Origin of the sequence: Paraprevotella xylaniphila YIT 11841, from assembly GCF_000205165.1 — a bacterium.
Taxonomy (GTDB): Bacteria; Bacteroidota; Bacteroidia; order Bacteroidales; family Bacteroidaceae; genus Paraprevotella; species Paraprevotella xylaniphila.
The window spans coordinates 210,874-224,963 of record NZ_GL883837.1; the positions used below are offsets into that span (position 1 = coordinate 210,874).

13 protein-coding genes are annotated in these 14,090 nt (G+C 45.4%); 4 read left to right on the forward strand and 9 right to left on the reverse strand.

Annotated elements, in window-relative coordinates; all coding sequences use genetic code 11:
* Positions 1–75 precede the first annotated feature (75 nt).
* Both HMPREF9442_RS06425 and HMPREF9442_RS06430 read right to left on the reverse strand, forming a co-directional pair.
* Positions 76–1,164 (reverse strand): endonuclease/exonuclease/phosphatase family protein, encoded by a 1,089-nt coding sequence (locus HMPREF9442_RS06425; protein ID WP_008626602.1) that lies wholly within the window; start codon positions 1,162–1,164, stop codon positions 76–78.
* Between the two features lie 2 nt (positions 1,165–1,166).
* On the reverse strand, positions 1,167–2,087 hold the full coding sequence (locus HMPREF9442_RS06430) for a rhomboid family intramembrane serine protease (RefSeq protein ID WP_008626603.1): 921 nt from the start codon (positions 2,085–2,087) through the stop codon (positions 1,167–1,169).
* A gap of 207 nt (positions 2,088–2,294) precedes the next feature.
* On the opposite strand from HMPREF9442_RS06430, the gene HMPREF9442_RS06435 reads away from it, so the two are divergent.
* From HMPREF9442_RS06435 to HMPREF9442_RS06450, 4 genes are all read left to right on the forward strand, one after another.
* A complete protein-coding gene (locus HMPREF9442_RS06435) occupies positions 2,295–2,567 on the forward strand; it encodes an HU family DNA-binding protein (protein WP_040602739.1) in 273 nt (90 codons plus the stop codon).
* 103 nt (positions 2,568–2,670) lie between these two features.
* Positions 2,671–4,470: an arginine--tRNA ligase gene (argS, locus tag HMPREF9442_RS06440; RefSeq protein WP_008626607.1), complete on the forward strand. Its 1,800-nt coding sequence runs from the start codon at positions 2,671–2,673 to the stop codon at positions 4,468–4,470.
* Between the two features lie 16 nt (positions 4,471–4,486).
* On the forward strand, positions 4,487–5,155 hold the full coding sequence (locus tag HMPREF9442_RS06445; protein WP_008626609.1) for a ribonuclease H1 domain-containing protein: 669 nt from the start codon (positions 4,487–4,489) through the stop codon (positions 5,153–5,155).
* 35 nt (positions 5,156–5,190) lie between these two features.
* On the forward strand, positions 5,191–7,008 hold the full coding sequence (locus tag HMPREF9442_RS06450) for an LTA synthase family protein (protein WP_040602741.1): 1,818 nt from the start codon (positions 5,191–5,193) through the stop codon (positions 7,006–7,008).
* A gap of 29 nt (positions 7,009–7,037) precedes the next feature.
* Here the strand turns inward: HMPREF9442_RS06450 and HMPREF9442_RS06455 are convergent, their stop codons facing one another.
* The 7 genes from HMPREF9442_RS06455 to HMPREF9442_RS06485 form a co-directional block, all read right to left on the reverse strand.
* Positions 7,038–8,054: an inorganic phosphate transporter gene (locus HMPREF9442_RS06455; protein ID WP_008626613.1), complete on the reverse strand. Its 1,017-nt coding sequence runs from the start codon at positions 8,052–8,054 to the stop codon at positions 7,038–7,040.
* Between the two features lie 16 nt (positions 8,055–8,070).
* A complete protein-coding gene (locus HMPREF9442_RS06460) occupies positions 8,071–8,718 on the reverse strand; it encodes a DUF47 domain-containing protein (protein ID WP_008626614.1) in 648 nt (215 codons plus the stop codon).
* A gap of 19 nt (positions 8,719–8,737) precedes the next feature.
* Positions 8,738–9,379, reverse strand: coding sequence for a DedA family protein (locus HMPREF9442_RS06465; protein ID WP_008626615.1), 642 nt, complete (start codon positions 9,377–9,379; stop codon positions 8,738–8,740).
* Positions 9,380–9,471: 92 nt separating this feature from the next.
* The gene (locus HMPREF9442_RS06470) at positions 9,472–9,876 is read right to left on the reverse strand and encodes a hypothetical protein (protein ID WP_008626616.1); all 405 of its coding nucleotides are present in this window, start codon (positions 9,874–9,876) and stop codon (positions 9,472–9,474) included.
* 136 nt (positions 9,877–10,012) lie between these two features.
* Positions 10,013–11,116, reverse strand: coding sequence for a glycosyltransferase family 2 protein (locus HMPREF9442_RS06475; protein WP_008626617.1), 1,104 nt, complete (start codon positions 11,114–11,116; stop codon positions 10,013–10,015).
* A gap of 12 nt (positions 11,117–11,128) precedes the next feature.
* Entirely contained in the window at positions 11,129–12,172 is a 1,044-nt protein-coding gene (locus HMPREF9442_RS06480; RefSeq protein WP_008626618.1) for a glycosyltransferase family 2 protein, read from the reverse strand.
* A 76-nt stretch (positions 12,173–12,248) separates the two neighbouring features.
* Positions 12,249–14,084, reverse strand: coding sequence for an ABC transporter ATP-binding protein (locus HMPREF9442_RS06485; protein ID WP_008626619.1), 1,836 nt, complete (start codon positions 14,082–14,084; stop codon positions 12,249–12,251).
* Between the last annotated feature and the right edge of the window lie 6 nt (positions 14,085–14,090).

The following is a 14,090-nucleotide window of genomic DNA, read 5'->3' on the forward strand; positions in this document are numbered from 1 at the left end:
CTAATCAGACTACAAAGGCGCAAATATAACGTTTTTTTCACATTAACGCCGCAAGTTAACAGATTTATTTATGCCCTAATTCTCTTTTTTGTGTTTTTTCAAGTAAGTAATCATCGGATAATGGTCGGACCACGGAGCCGTCTTGTCCACATGCGTCTCGTATGTCTGCCAATAGTCGGAAACGAAGATATGATCGATACGAAAATAGAACCCTTTCTGATTATAAGACAAGCCTAGCCCGTTACCCGATTGACGGAATGCACTTTTCAGCCGGGAAGACAGGCGATGGCAAGAATAAGATATGGGAGAGTCATTCAAATCACCGCAGACAATCACAGCCTTCCTCCCTGATTTTTCGACATAGTTCAAAACCGAATCGACCTGCGGTCCGCGCAAACGACTCGCCCCGGCCATCTTCCGAACCAGTTCTCTGGAGTTACTTTCCGCATGCCCACTCTCCGGATCTTTAATGATTTCCTTATATTTCATCTTATCCTCTGGTGTCAGCTTATAAGACTCCAAATGGTTATTCACCAACAATACAGTATCCTGACCGTATAATAATTCTACGGCAAGACTGCCATTGGTCGTACTTTCATAGGCTATCCGATGTACGGACAATACAGGCAAACGACTATAGACGAATTGAGGCTCAGCCTTTCCATCATGCAGACGACGAATATGATAACCAGCCTTTGCCATGATGCTATCCACATACTCAGATTTAAGATTCTTAGGCGCCACCCCTTCCTGAAGACAAATAATGTCGGCCTCAGAAGCCACAAGATAATCCAAAATCGGGTACCGTCCTTCCGCATCCTTCTCTCCCCGGGCAAGGAACTCTGTATTATAAGTAAGCAATTTAAGCGCGTCTTCCGGACGCTTCTCAGGCCAATTCACCGGACAATAGTCATATATATAGGAAACAGACAGCAACATTCCGACAAAAGGCAACCAAACGTAACGAATGGAAAAAACCAGCCAAAAAAAGATAAAAGCGATATTAAGCAACAACAGCAGGGGAAATCCCAACCCGAATAGGGCTACATGGGAATGAACCGCCGGATTCAATCCGGAACTCAGTCCGCAGGCCCACAACATGAAAGCCGCCATTATGTTTGCACCGATTGACAGCTGTATCAATATACGTTTCAATGTATTCATCTTCAACGCTGACTGGCATCAAACAACTTACGTTTTTCTTCCTCTGTCAAACTTGTGTATCCGGATTTACGTACCTTCTCTAAAATATGGTCTATCTCTTCCGCCTCTGCCTTTTTACGGGCGTTATACTCATAATCATCCTTTCGCGCCCCCATAGAGACATTCATTTTAGGCTTCCGATAAGAAGAAAACCGGCCCCGTCCTCCAACAAACCATTTCTTTAGACGTTCCGTAGTAGACGAGCGATTGCCATAGTATCCTCCACCGCTGTTTCTACGCCAATACAAGATGAGCAGCAACCCGAATATCATTCCTCCGAGATGTGCGAAATGAGCGACTCCGTCACCGGAGTTCCCCAAAGCGGAAAGCAACTCTATGGCGGCATAACCAATCACAAAAAACTTGGCCTTAATAGGTACGGGAAGCGGAAAAATAAACAGGCGTTCATTAGGAAACGACATGCCGAACGCCAACAAAATTCCATAGACTGCACCAGAGGCTCCGATAGTGGTCCAACGATTCAAATAGTCGCCCATGGAAATCACGGTATAACCGATATTAACCGTATCGTACGCTCCCAAGCCTTGCCACAGATATTGTACATATTGCACTCCTTCCTGAACCAAACCGGCACCCAAGCCGCACACGACATAATAAAGCAGGAAGCGGCGACTGCCCCAATAAGACTCCATCACCCGACCGAACATCCACACGGCGAACATATTAAAAAGGATATGCGTGACACCACCGTGCATGAACATATACGTAAAGAACTGGTAGAAGCTGAAATCAGGAGCTAAAAAGAAGTGTAGTCCTAGCAAATTATCCAAATCCACACCATAGCGCACTGCTACCAATTTAGCCAAAAAGAACAAAAGATTGATTATAATCAGATTCTTCGTTACGGGAGGCATATTCATCATATTCACACTCTATTTTCATTATTCATTGAGACCGCAAAAATACTAATTTTATTCCATTTCATTTAAAATAATCCCTTCAAGCTTGTGCTTTTTCATAAAAAGAAATATTTTTTCAATGAAAAAGTTTGTTTTAACGGCTAATTTACATACATTTGCATGATAGGATACAAAATAAGCGAATTATTATCTACTAAATTATTTCATCAAATGAACAAAACAGAACTTATCAACGCCATTGCAGAGAACGCAGGCTTGAACAAGACAGATGCCAAGAAAGCTTTAGACGCAACAATCAGTGCTATCTCTGAAGCATTAAAGAAGGGTGACAAAATTGCACTTGTAGGTTTCGGAACATTCTCCGTAAGTGAAAGACCGGCCCGCACGGGTATTAACCCCAGAACGAAAGAGCAAATCACCATTGCAGCCAAGAAAATAGCTAAATTCAAAGCTGGTGCGGAATTAGCTGACGCACTCCAGTAACCAGAATAAATCTATTCTGCGGAAAAAAGGGAGAAGCAAACGTTTGCTTCTCCCTTTTTATTATGTATCTTTGCAGCCTGAATAATAAGGTAAAAACAAGGTTATGGAGATAGAAAATAAAATCGTATCAGCCGTAGTTCTCGGCATCAAGACTTTATACGGACAGGACATAGCTCCCGAAACAGTGCAACTCCAAAAGACAAAAAAAGAATTTGCAGGGCACCTGACATTAGTCGTTTTCCCCTTTTTGAAAATATCTCGTAAAAAACCGGAAGACACAGCCCAGGAGCTTGGCCATTTCTTGAAAACGGAAATCCCTTCCGTCGTAGCCGATTTCAATGCCGTCAAAGGCTTTCTGAACCTTGTAATTGCTCCGGCCAGTTGGATTGGTCTGCTCACCGATATCCATCAAGATGCACAGTTCGGCCTGACCGAAGCGACCGACCATTCACCGTTGGTCATGATAGAATACTCTTCACCCAACACCAACAAGCCTTTGCATTTGGGACACGTCCGCAATAACCTGTTAGGATGCGCTTTGGCCAACATCATGGCAGCCAATGGTAACCGCGTGGTGAAGACCAATATCGTAAACGACCGCGGCATACATATCTGTAAAAGCATGTTGGCCTGGCTGAAATACGGAAACGGTGCCACTCCGGAAAGTACCGGCATCAAAGGCGACCACCTCATTGGTGACTACTATGTGGCTTTTGATAAACACTACAAAGAACAAATCAAGGAACTTATGGAAGGGGGCATGAGCGAGGAAGAAGCCAAAAATGAAGCCCCGCTCATCAAGGAAGCCCGTGAAATGTTGGTAAAATGGGAAAACAACGACCCGGAAACCCGTGCCCTTTGGCGTAAAATGAACGAATGGGTCTATGCCGGTTTCGATGTCACCTATAAAGCCCTTGGCGTAAGCTTCGACAAGATATATTATGAATCGGAGACTTACCTCGAAGGTAAAGAGAAAGTTTTGGAAGGGCTTGACAAAGGACTGTTTTTCCGCAAAGAAGACGGTTCCGTATGGGCAGACCTGACTCCGGAAGGATTGGACGAGAAACTTCTGCTCCGTTCCGACGGTACTTCCGTCTACATGACACAAGATATCGGTACAGCCAAACTGCGGTTCCGCGACTACCCCATAGACAAAATGATTTACGTGGTAGGTAACGAACAAAACTACCACTTCCAAGTGCTTTCCATTTTATTGGACAAACTCGGTTTCGAATGGGGAAAAGACCTTGTACATTTCTCATACGGCATGGTGGAACTGCCTAACGGCAAGATGAAAAGCCGCGAAGGTACGGTCGTGGATGCAGATGACCTGGTGGCAGAGATGATAGGCAGCGCACGCAAGATGTCGGAAGACAAAATCAACAAGCTTACGGATTTGAGCGAGGACGAAGCCAATGAGATTGCACGGATTGTCGGTTTGGGAGCCTTGAAATACTTTATATTAAAGGTAGACGCACGAAAGAACATGTTGTTCAATCCGGCTGAAAGCATCGATTTCAACGGAAATACCGGACCATTCATCCAATATACGTACGCACGTATCCGTTCCATCCTGCGCAAAGCTTCCGAATCAGGCATCTCCATCCCTGAAACGTTGTCAGCCCAAACGGACTTGAGCGAAAAAGAAATCAGCTTGATTCAAATGTTGGCCGACTTCCCGAACGTAGTAAAACAAGCAGGTTCCGACTATAATCCAAGCTGCATTGCCAACTATTGCTACGACTTGGTGAAAGAATACAACCAATTCTATCACGATTTCAGCATCTTGCATGAAGAGGACGAAAACAAGAAAACGTTCCGTCTGGTACTGTCTGCCGAAATCAGCAGAATCATACGTACGGGCATGGGCTTGTTGGGCATAGAAGTGCCTGAACGCATGTAAAAAAACTCCTCTTGCGATGGGGAAAAAGAAATTCTATGTAGTTTGGCATGGAGTCAGTCCGGGCATTTACACGTCCTGGACTGACTGCAAACTGCAAATCAATGGCTTCGAAGGAGCCATTTATAAATCTTTCGACACCCAAGAGGAAGCCGAAAGAGCTTATAACACCTCTCCTTATCTTTATATCCAGAAAAAAAAGACTACCGCTCCGGTAGTTTCCGGAAACAAACCAACAGACGTGCCGTCTTATCGGCACGACACCGTATTACCCCTTCCACCCGAAGTCCCGGCAGAAGCCTTGGCTGTCGATGCAGCATGCAGTGGTAATCCTGGCCCAATGGAATACCGAGGCGTTTATCTCCGTACAGGCGAAACCGTCTTCCATTTCGGACCGGTGTACGGCACTAACAATATCGGTGAATTTCTGGCCATTGTACATGCCTTGGCTCTGATGGAACAGAAAAGTATCCGGATGCCGGTTTTCTCAGACAGCCGGAACGCCATTGGTTGGGTCAAGCAAAAGCGTTGCAAGACCAAATTGGAACGCACCCCCCGTACAGAAGCACTCTATCAGATGATAGAACGGGCTGAGATCTGGCTCAGAACCCACAAAACAGACATTCCCATCCTGAAATGGGAAACGGAACGATGGGGTGAAGTCCCGGCCGATTTCGGCAGAAAATAATCATCTCCACCTATGTCTCCTAAAAAAGAAAAATGATGAAACAACGTATTTCTTACCTTATTAAATTGTTTTTAGCCTTCCTGCTGTTCTTTGTGTTGCAGAAAATCGTGTTCGTCTATTTGAACGCCCCCTTGCCGGTTGGCGACCTGTTCCAAGTCATCGTCCACGGGTTGGGCCTGGACGCTTCTACAACGGGATACTTGCTCATCTTCCCATTCCTCGTCGTATGGCTCAGCATTTGGATGCGTCGCATGAAGGCCAAAGTCGTATTACGCCCTTATTTCATCCTTATCGCCATTCTGCTCTCGCTGATTTGCGTGGCAGACACATCACTCTACACATTCTGGAAATTCAAGCTCGACGCCACGATCTTCAATTACATGGACGCTCCCAAACAGGCTATGGCCAGTGTCTCCACCGGCTATGTCGTCATGCGCCTGTTTTGGATCACGGTCTTCTCCGTTCTCTTGTCATGGACTTGCATCCGCCTTACGCCCAAAACATTTCCTGTTTTGCCCATTAACCTGAAAATGCTGCTTCACAATTTCACATACGTACTATTAGGCGGCCTTATCTTTTTGGCCATACGGGGAGGGGTAGGACGCTCTACCATGAACATCGGCAACGCTTATTTCAGTGAAAACACCTACATGAACCATGCCGCCGTAAACCCGGCTTTCAGCCTGATGTACTCTTGGAACAAATCCGAAAACTTCGCCGGGAAATACAATTATTTAGACGAACATAAACGGGCTGCCTGCTATGCACCGCTTTATCCGGCCTCGACAGAGGACTGCACCCGGCAACTGCTACGCGCCACACGCCCCAACATACTCATCATCATCCTTGAAGGATTCGGAGGAGAATATATAGAAGAACTGGGTGGAGCTAAAAACGTGTCACCGAATATGAGCCGGCTCATTCGTGAGGGCATCTTCTTCGACAACGTATATGCCAACAGTTTCCGCACCGACCGCGGACTGGTCAGCACGTTAAGCGGACATATCAGCTACCCCACCACCTCCATCATGAAACTCCCGGCCAAGTCACGCCTTTTACCCGGTATAGCCCGTACGTTGCAACAGGCAGGATACCAAACGGATTTCCTCTACGGCGGCGACATCAACTTTACCAACATGAGAAGTTATTTCACGACTACGGGCTACCAACACCTGACCAGTGACACGGACTTCAGCCTACAGGAACGCACTTCAAGTTCCTGGGGCGCGCATGACGAATACACATTCGACCGGCTGTATGAAATGCTCGAATCCCGACCGGCCGACCGACTGTGGCATACCGGATTCTTGACTCTCAGCAGCCACGAACCGTTCGAAGTCCCCTACGACCGGTTAAAAGACAAACGGCAAAACTCTTTTGCCTATACCGATCATTGCTTGGGTGAATTCATCGACCGTCTGAAACAACTCCCGGTATGGAACAACCTGTTGGTCATCTGCCTGCCCGACCACGGCAGCTCACCCACTTTCAATGTCACGTCGCCCACCTTCTACCATATCCCCATGCTATGGTTAGGCGGAGCCATAAAAGCACCGGCCGTCATCCACACTTTAATGAACCAAAGCGACATGCCCGCCACATTGCTCGGACAACTTGGTTTGCCACATCAAGATTTCAAATACAGCCGCAATATCTTTTCGAACTCCTACACCTATCCCTTCGCTTACTCCACGTTCAGCGACGGATTCATGTTCAAGGACAGTACCGGTGTGACCATTTTCGACAATGCGGCCCGAAAAACGGTCTACAACGAACCTGCTCCCGATGGCGCACGTGAAGAAAAAGGTATGGCTATCCTGCAAACCTCATACGACCAATTAGGGGAAAACTGACATGTTTTCCCCAATTAGCAATCCCGCATTTATAACCATAAAGTCACGCCCCAATAGACAGCAGCAGCCAACAAAGCACTCACGGGAATCGTCAACACCCAAGCCGTCATCAAACTCCTTGTCACGCCCCATCGCACAGCCGAAAGCCTCTTAGTGGCTCCAACACCGATGATGGCTCCCGTTATCGTATGAGTCGTACTTACCGGAATTTTCAGATATTCAGTCAGATAAAGCGTAAAAGCACCGGCTGTTTCCGCAATAACCCCTTCAAAAGGTATCACCTTGGTGATACGCGTCCCCATAGTCCGCACGATTTTCCATCCCCCGGACATAGTGCCCAACGAGATGGCCGTGAAACAAGAAAAGGCTACCCAGTCGGGCAAATCTTCTATGCTGCGTATTCCCATTCCTACACCTTCGGAATGACCGGCAATCATGGCGGCTGCAATAATACCCATCACCTTTTGGGAATCGTTCAACCCATGTCCGATGCTGAACAAGGCCGAAGATACGAGTTGCAACTTCTTAAACCACACCTCGGCCGTATGCGGATGCGCTTTCCGGCATGCGTGCAATACGAGAATCGTGAATCCCAACGCCACTATCATGCCAATCAAAGGAGCCAGAAAAATAAAAGCCGCAATCTTCAATATGATATCCAACTGGATAGAGCCGAAGCCGCTAGCCATGATAGCTGCACCGGCAAAACCACCAATCAACGTATGGGAAGAGGAAGAAGGAATACCTTTCCACCACGTAAACAAATTCCATATAATAGCGGCAATCACACCAGACAGGATGATCGGCAAAGTGATATATTCCTCCATGACCGTCTTCGATACGGTATTGGCTATCCCGAAGCCACCGATAACATATTTGGCAATGAAGAAAGCCACAAAATTGAAAGCGGCAGCCCACAACACAGCCTGGAAAGGAGTCAACACCTTAGTAGACACAATGGTAGCAATCGAATTGGCTGCATCATGAAACCCATTGATATAGTCGAACAAGAGAGACAGTACAATGATAATCAATAATAACTCCATGGTTCTCGCCTTTCATTTATACATACTTCACAATCAGATTCTTCAGAATCTTTCCCACATGCTCGGCCGCATCGGTTGTCCGCTCCAGTTCCTGCATGATTTCTTTTATCTTTATTAACTCTATACTGTCCTTCTCTTCTTCAAAAAGCCTTCGGATAAAAAACTCATAGACATCGTCTGCCTGATTCTCCAAATCATGAAGTTCGACACAAAGCCCCCGCAAACGAGCCGGATTCTTCCGGAACACATCCAGTTCTTCCACCGCCTTGCAAATACAGGCAGCCTCTTGCTGTATGAAATGACACAACTCTATTGCACTATCGCCCAAAGCACGGGGATTATAAATGTTGATACGCTTGGCACAACTGTTCACGCAGTCTATCACATCGTCTATGCCAGAGGCCAGGGCATTGATGTCCTCGCGGTCAAGAGGAGTAATAAATGTCGTTTCCAGTTCGTCAAGCACCTGATGGGTCACCATGTCCCCCTTACGTTCGACTTCTTTCACCCGTCTGTAATATGTCTCCCGTTCTTCCGGTTTACCCTGTTCCACACTCTCCGACAGCACATCGGCTGCCTCAGACAAGATATCCGCAAGCTGTTTCAGCAAACAGAAAAAATTAGGTTGCTTCGGTACGAAGCTGTTAAAAAAGGAATTTTTCATAAAATCAAGTGTTTAAATTCTATTTCGTCTTTTTCAGTTTCTCTCGCAACACCTCCACTACGGCCGGCAAAATCGAAATCACAATAATGGCCACAATGAGAATTTTCAGATTGCCTTGTACGAAAGGCAAGTCTCCGAAAAAATAACCCGCATAGCAAAACGATGCCACCCAAAGCCCTCCTCCGACGACATTATATATCATGAAATAATAATAATGCATACGCCCCATTCCGGCCACAAAAGGAGCAAACGTACGGACAATGGGAACGAAACGGGCTATGATGATTGTTTTCCCACCGTATTTTTTATAAAATTCATGAGTCTTGTCCAAATAACTCTGCTTGAATATTCTGGAATCCGGATTATGAAACAGTCGCTTTCCCAAAAAACGCCCTATCATATAATTGCAGGAATCTCCTAAGACTGCAGCCGCAAACAATATCATGAACAATAAATTGACATCGAGCGGAACAGAGGGAACAGCGGCAATGGCCCCTCCCACAAAAAGCAGGGAATCGCCCGGCAAAAAGGGCGTGACCACCAACCCCGTCTCACAAAAAATAACAGCAAACAATATGGCATAAGTCCACGTATGATACTGCTGCACCATCTCCACCATATAATGGTCGATGTGCAGGATAAAATCCATTATAAAATCCATTACTTTATATCCTTATTTATAATAAAATGAAAACCAACAGCCGAAAAGCTGCCATAAAAAAGACTTTCTCTGCAATCTCTTACAGGAAAGTCTTAAATAAGGATACGCCTTAACGTATATACAAAATATAATTTGGCATTGCCGGAAAACGATGTATCTGGGAGCTTCTCTCCTCTCTCCGGCAGCCACAAGGCTGCAACCTGCCACACACCATTCTTCCATCCGGCAAAAACTGTATGTCCTTTGAAAGAACGCGTAACCTGAATCGAGTGTCCAGTTGGACACGAAAGAAGTGCATAGCCAATATCACCCCATCCAAACCCTGCACGTATCTCCTTATCCTCTCCGCAGCATTTCGTATCTGCCCCTACACCGTCTCCCGCCCCCATTATGGTAGCAGAAGGCATGCAAGCCATATCTCCCTCCGCAGTGGAAAAAGAAGAGTCCCACAGAAAAAGGCACAGAGCAAACACCAAATAGGATAAACATTTTGCCATAACCGCTGCAAATTTAGAGATTATTTTTTATCCGGCAAACGATATGAAGAAAAGGGACTCTCAAAATCCGCAGACTGAAAATTCATTCTTCGGTCCCCTTGACGATACCTCCTTCTTCATGCCAAGAACTTTCGAATCAAACCTTCCGAAACCGGTTCACCAAAGAACGGATTGCAAAATAAACATCCAACAGACCAAACAAACGATAGGTAATCAATATGGCCTGAAATTTCTTACTGAATGAAGAGTACTTGACCCGAAGCAGTTCCCTTCCATACAAAGAAGACAAGGCTTTAGCCAACAATCGCCCCCTCACCCTATGCCTTCTGACAATATATTCTTTCTTAATACAGGAAATACAACGCAAAATAGGACTCGCAATACGATCGTTGTAAAAGACCGAACGATCCACATTTCCTTTTACCTCTACATACAACTGGTACAGTTCGTCGTCACTCCCCTGCCTTAAAAGACGCTCCAACGGATAATGCTCAATAAAGTCAAAGATAAATGCAGGACGCCAACAATGGAACTTATGAGCCAACCGCTCCAACCTGTCATCGACAAGTGCATAAATCTTCCTAATCTCGTCCGGCAAAAGCGCATATTTCTCCTGAATCATTTTTCCGGGAGGATCCATATAAAGATACAAGCACAAAGGCACCAACTTGATGCTGTTGCACTGTAGAATATAATCCAAATTGAACAATAAGTCCTCATACACGACCAAATCGGTACGGAACACAATGCGGTGCTCCCTTAGAATCGAGGTTTTATAGAATTTTCCCCAAACATAACCATTCCATAAATGCCGGGCGACGAAGTCACCCATCGTATCGCCCTTAAAAGCCCCCTCGAAATTATAATATATCTCCCCCTTCGGAAGAGTCTTGTACCCTCCTATCACCAAATCGTAACCGAGCCCCTCTTTCAAGACGTCGAAAAAGCCCTCGTCCACGGAGTCATCCGCGTCGACAAAGGCAATCCACTCTCCGCACGCCACTTCAAGCCCCAAATTACGTGCCGTACTCACTCCACCATTTTCTTTATGCCATACCCGGACACGGGCATCCTTTGCGGCATAAGTGTCACAAATATCCCTGCAACTATCCGGACTGCCGTCATCTATGAGCAACAGCTCAAAATCACGGTTCGTCTGCTTCAAGATACTATCCACACAGTTTCTCAAAGTATCCTCGGCCTTATATACAGGAACAATTACAGATATTAATGGCGCCATTGATACTAATAGTTATTTTACACTTACAAAAGAATGAAATCTAAGTGCATAATCCAACACTACAGCCTTTTCCGTAACCCACCATAACTTTAAATACCATTTTTTAAATAATTTATGGCGTACACGATAGTTTTTTATATGTTTTATCAGGCTTTCGAATTCAGAATAATCCGAAGGCCGTATCCTCGACTGCATCTTCAGACTGAGGAGGCAGAAATTTACGACTCCATCAACAAAATAAGCCTGGTTCTTCCTTACATGCTTGCCCACGTTTTCCTTGTCCATCTTTTCAAACATAGCCTCCACCATGTGGACAATCTGCATCAGATTCTTTTTCTGGCTCTCCGTATCCACCGACTGCCCTTCCCTTCCCATACGGTAATGGTAAAGATACAAGTCATACACAATAAAGTCTTTCACACGTGAATAGGGCAGAAAGCAATACAACGTATCCGTATAATTTATCCCTTCCAACAAACGGAAATTCATTTCTTTAAGAAGGGAAGTTTTATAAGCCATGCCATTCATGCCAAATTCAGCTTCATAGGAATGCGTACGGATATAAAATTCATCCGTCCGATAGACATGGTCCTTAAACACGGAACAGAAAGAATGCTTGATTTCATCCACCTTCTTGTCTTTGTCAAAAATCTCATCCACCCTTAACGTTATCACCAAATCGGTATCACAAGTCTCCAACTTCTGCAAAAACTCCACTAACGCCGAAGTATCGAACCAATCGTCTGCATCCAATATCTTGAAATACTTTCCGGTTGCAATTCCTAATCCGGCATTCACACAAGAACCATAATGTCCGTTGGCCTTGTCTATGACTTTAATCAAATCGGGCCTTTTCTGTTCATATCGACGAATAATGTCCAAAGACCCGTCCGTACTGCCGTCATTCACCACTATGACTTCAAGCCTATCGCTGACAAGCTCATCGGTCACAGAATCCAGACAGGCAGGCAGATATTTTTCCATATTATAGGTTGGTATTACTATGGAAAGTATTTTCCCGCTCCCAGCCTTTTGAACCACCTTATCATTCACCATATTTTTCACAATAAATTAAAATACAACCTCTTTTTATCCCGACAAGCCACCGCTCTCACGAGTTGGGCCGGATGCGTCAGAGGCTTTGCATATCGTTTAGTTTCTTGTAATACCCGTTGAGGGCAATAAGCTCTTCATGCGTCCCACGCTCTACAATCTCTCCTTCGTAAAGCACACATATTTCATCTGCATTCTTGATTGTACTGAGCCGGTGCGCAATCGCAATGGTCGTACGCGATTTCATCAAGCGTTCCAACGCCTCCTGCACCAAACGCTCTGACTCCGTATCCAATGCGGAAGTCGCCTCATCCAGTATCAATATCGGCGGATTCTTCAGGATGGCACGGGCTATGCTGACACGCTGCCGCTGCCCGCCCGACAAACGGCCTCCACGGTCGCCAATCATCGTATCATAACCTTTCTCGGATTCCATGATGAAATCGTGCGCGTTGGCTATTTTGGCAGCTTCGACAACCTGCTCCATCGTCGCGTTCTCCACGCCGAACGTAATATTATTATAGAAGGTATCATTGAACAGGATGGCCTCTTGGTTCACATTACCGATCAGAGAACGCAAGGCCGGAATAGATACGTCCTTCACGTTCTTCCCGTCTATAAGCAAGGCTCCTTCACCCACATCATGATAACGGGGCACCAAATCGACCATCGTGGATTTACCAGACCCGGACTGCCCTACCAAAGCCACCGTCTTCCCTTTCTGCACCTTCAAGTTTACATGCTTCAAGACCTGCCGCCCCTCAATATAACTAAAGGAAACGTCACGGAATTCCAACTCATGCTCAAAAGCAGTCAAAGGCAAGGGTTTTTCCGGCTCCTTGATATGGTTCTCAGCCTTCAAGATCATATCAATACGTTCCATGCTGGCCAAACCCAAAGGAATATTATAGAAAGCCTTGGAGAACTCTTTCAAAGGATTGATGATACTGTAAAGAATCACCAGATAGAAAATAAACATAGCGGCATCTATCGGGGAATACTGATTCAAAATCAATGCGCCGCCAAACCATAATACGATCACTATCACGCAAGTACCCAAGAACTCACTCATAGGATGCGCGGAACTCTGACGGATAACCATCGCATTCATGGCATCCCGGAAACCGTTATTGATTTTGGCAAAGCGTTCAGACATCTTGCGCTCTGCAATGAAGGCCTTGATAATCCGAAGGCCTCCTAAGGTCTCATCCAACTGAGACATGATGTCTCCCCATTGCCCCTGAGCCACCACCGACTGACTTTTCAATTTACGGCTTACCGACCCCATGACCCATCCGGCCAAAGGCAGAATGACTAGCACGAACAACGTCAGTTGCCAACTAACGGTAAATAAAGTAATAAAGCAAACCACCAGAGCTATCGGATTACGAATCAACATATCCAGTGAACTGGTCAGTGAATTCTCGACTACCGACACGTCCGCACTCATCCTTGCAATAATATCCCCTTTGCGCTCCTCCGAAAAAAAACTCAATGGCAATTTCAGCACTTTATTATATACTTCAATACGTATATCACGGACAATACCCGTACGAAGAGGCACCATCACCGCTGCTGACGCGAAATATCCCGTAGTCTTCAACAAAGTCATCACAATCAGGATAAGCCCCATGAATATCAAAGTGACAAAAGCCCCATTCTGTTCAATAATATAATTGATGAAATAATATCCGTTATTGACCAAGACATCCTTATCCAAATGATGGATATCCATCGGCATGTATTCATACTTTGTCGTATCAATCTTGAACAAGATATTCAGAATCGGCACCAAGGCTGCAAACGAAAACACGTTAAGCCATTGCGATAAAAAATTCAATATGACAGCCCAAGTCAGATATTTACGATAAGGTTTCATATACCGCTTGAGCAAGGAGAAAAATTCTTTAATCATATATAT

Coding starts and splice junctions, on each gene's coding strand:
- HMPREF9442_RS06430 (WP_008626603.1), bottom strand. CDS start 2,087: ATGATGAATATGCCTCCCGTAACGAAGAATCTGATTATAATCAATCTT.
- HMPREF9442_RS06485 (WP_008626619.1), bottom strand. CDS start 14,084: ATGATTAAAGAATTTTTCTCCTTGCTCAAGCGGTATATGAAACCTTAT.
- HMPREF9442_RS06480 (WP_008626618.1), bottom strand. CDS start 12,172: ATGGTGAATGATAAGGTGGTTCAAAAGGCTGGGAGCGGGAAAATACTT.
- HMPREF9442_RS06470 (WP_008626616.1), bottom strand. CDS start 9,876: ATGGCAAAATGTTTATCCTATTTGGTGTTTGCTCTGTGCCTTTTTCTG.
- HMPREF9442_RS06455 (WP_008626613.1), bottom strand. CDS start 8,054: ATGGAGTTATTATTGATTATCATTGTACTGTCTCTCTTGTTCGACTAT.
- HMPREF9442_RS06475 (WP_008626617.1), bottom strand. CDS start 11,116: ATGGCGCCATTAATATCTGTAATTGTTCCTGTATATAAGGCCGAGGAT.
- HMPREF9442_RS06460 (WP_008626614.1), bottom strand. CDS start 8,718: ATGAAAAATTCCTTTTTTAACAGCTTCGTACCGAAGCAACCTAATTTT.
- HMPREF9442_RS06445 (WP_008626609.1), top strand. CDS start 4,487: ATGGGGAAAAAGAAATTCTATGTAGTTTGGCATGGAGTCAGTCCGGGC.
- HMPREF9442_RS06465 (WP_008626615.1), bottom strand. CDS start 9,379: ATGGATTTTATAATGGATTTTATCCTGCACATCGACCATTATATGGTG.
- HMPREF9442_RS06450 (WP_040602741.1), top strand. CDS start 5,191: ATGAAACAACGTATTTCTTACCTTATTAAATTGTTTTTAGCCTTCCTG.
- argS (WP_008626607.1), top strand. CDS start 2,671: ATGGAGATAGAAAATAAAATCGTATCAGCCGTAGTTCTCGGCATCAAG.
- HMPREF9442_RS06435 (WP_040602739.1), top strand. CDS start 2,295: ATGAACAAAACAGAACTTATCAACGCCATTGCAGAGAACGCAGGCTTG.
- HMPREF9442_RS06425 (WP_008626602.1), bottom strand. CDS start 1,164: ATGAATACATTGAAACGTATATTGATACAGCTGTCAATCGGTGCAAAC.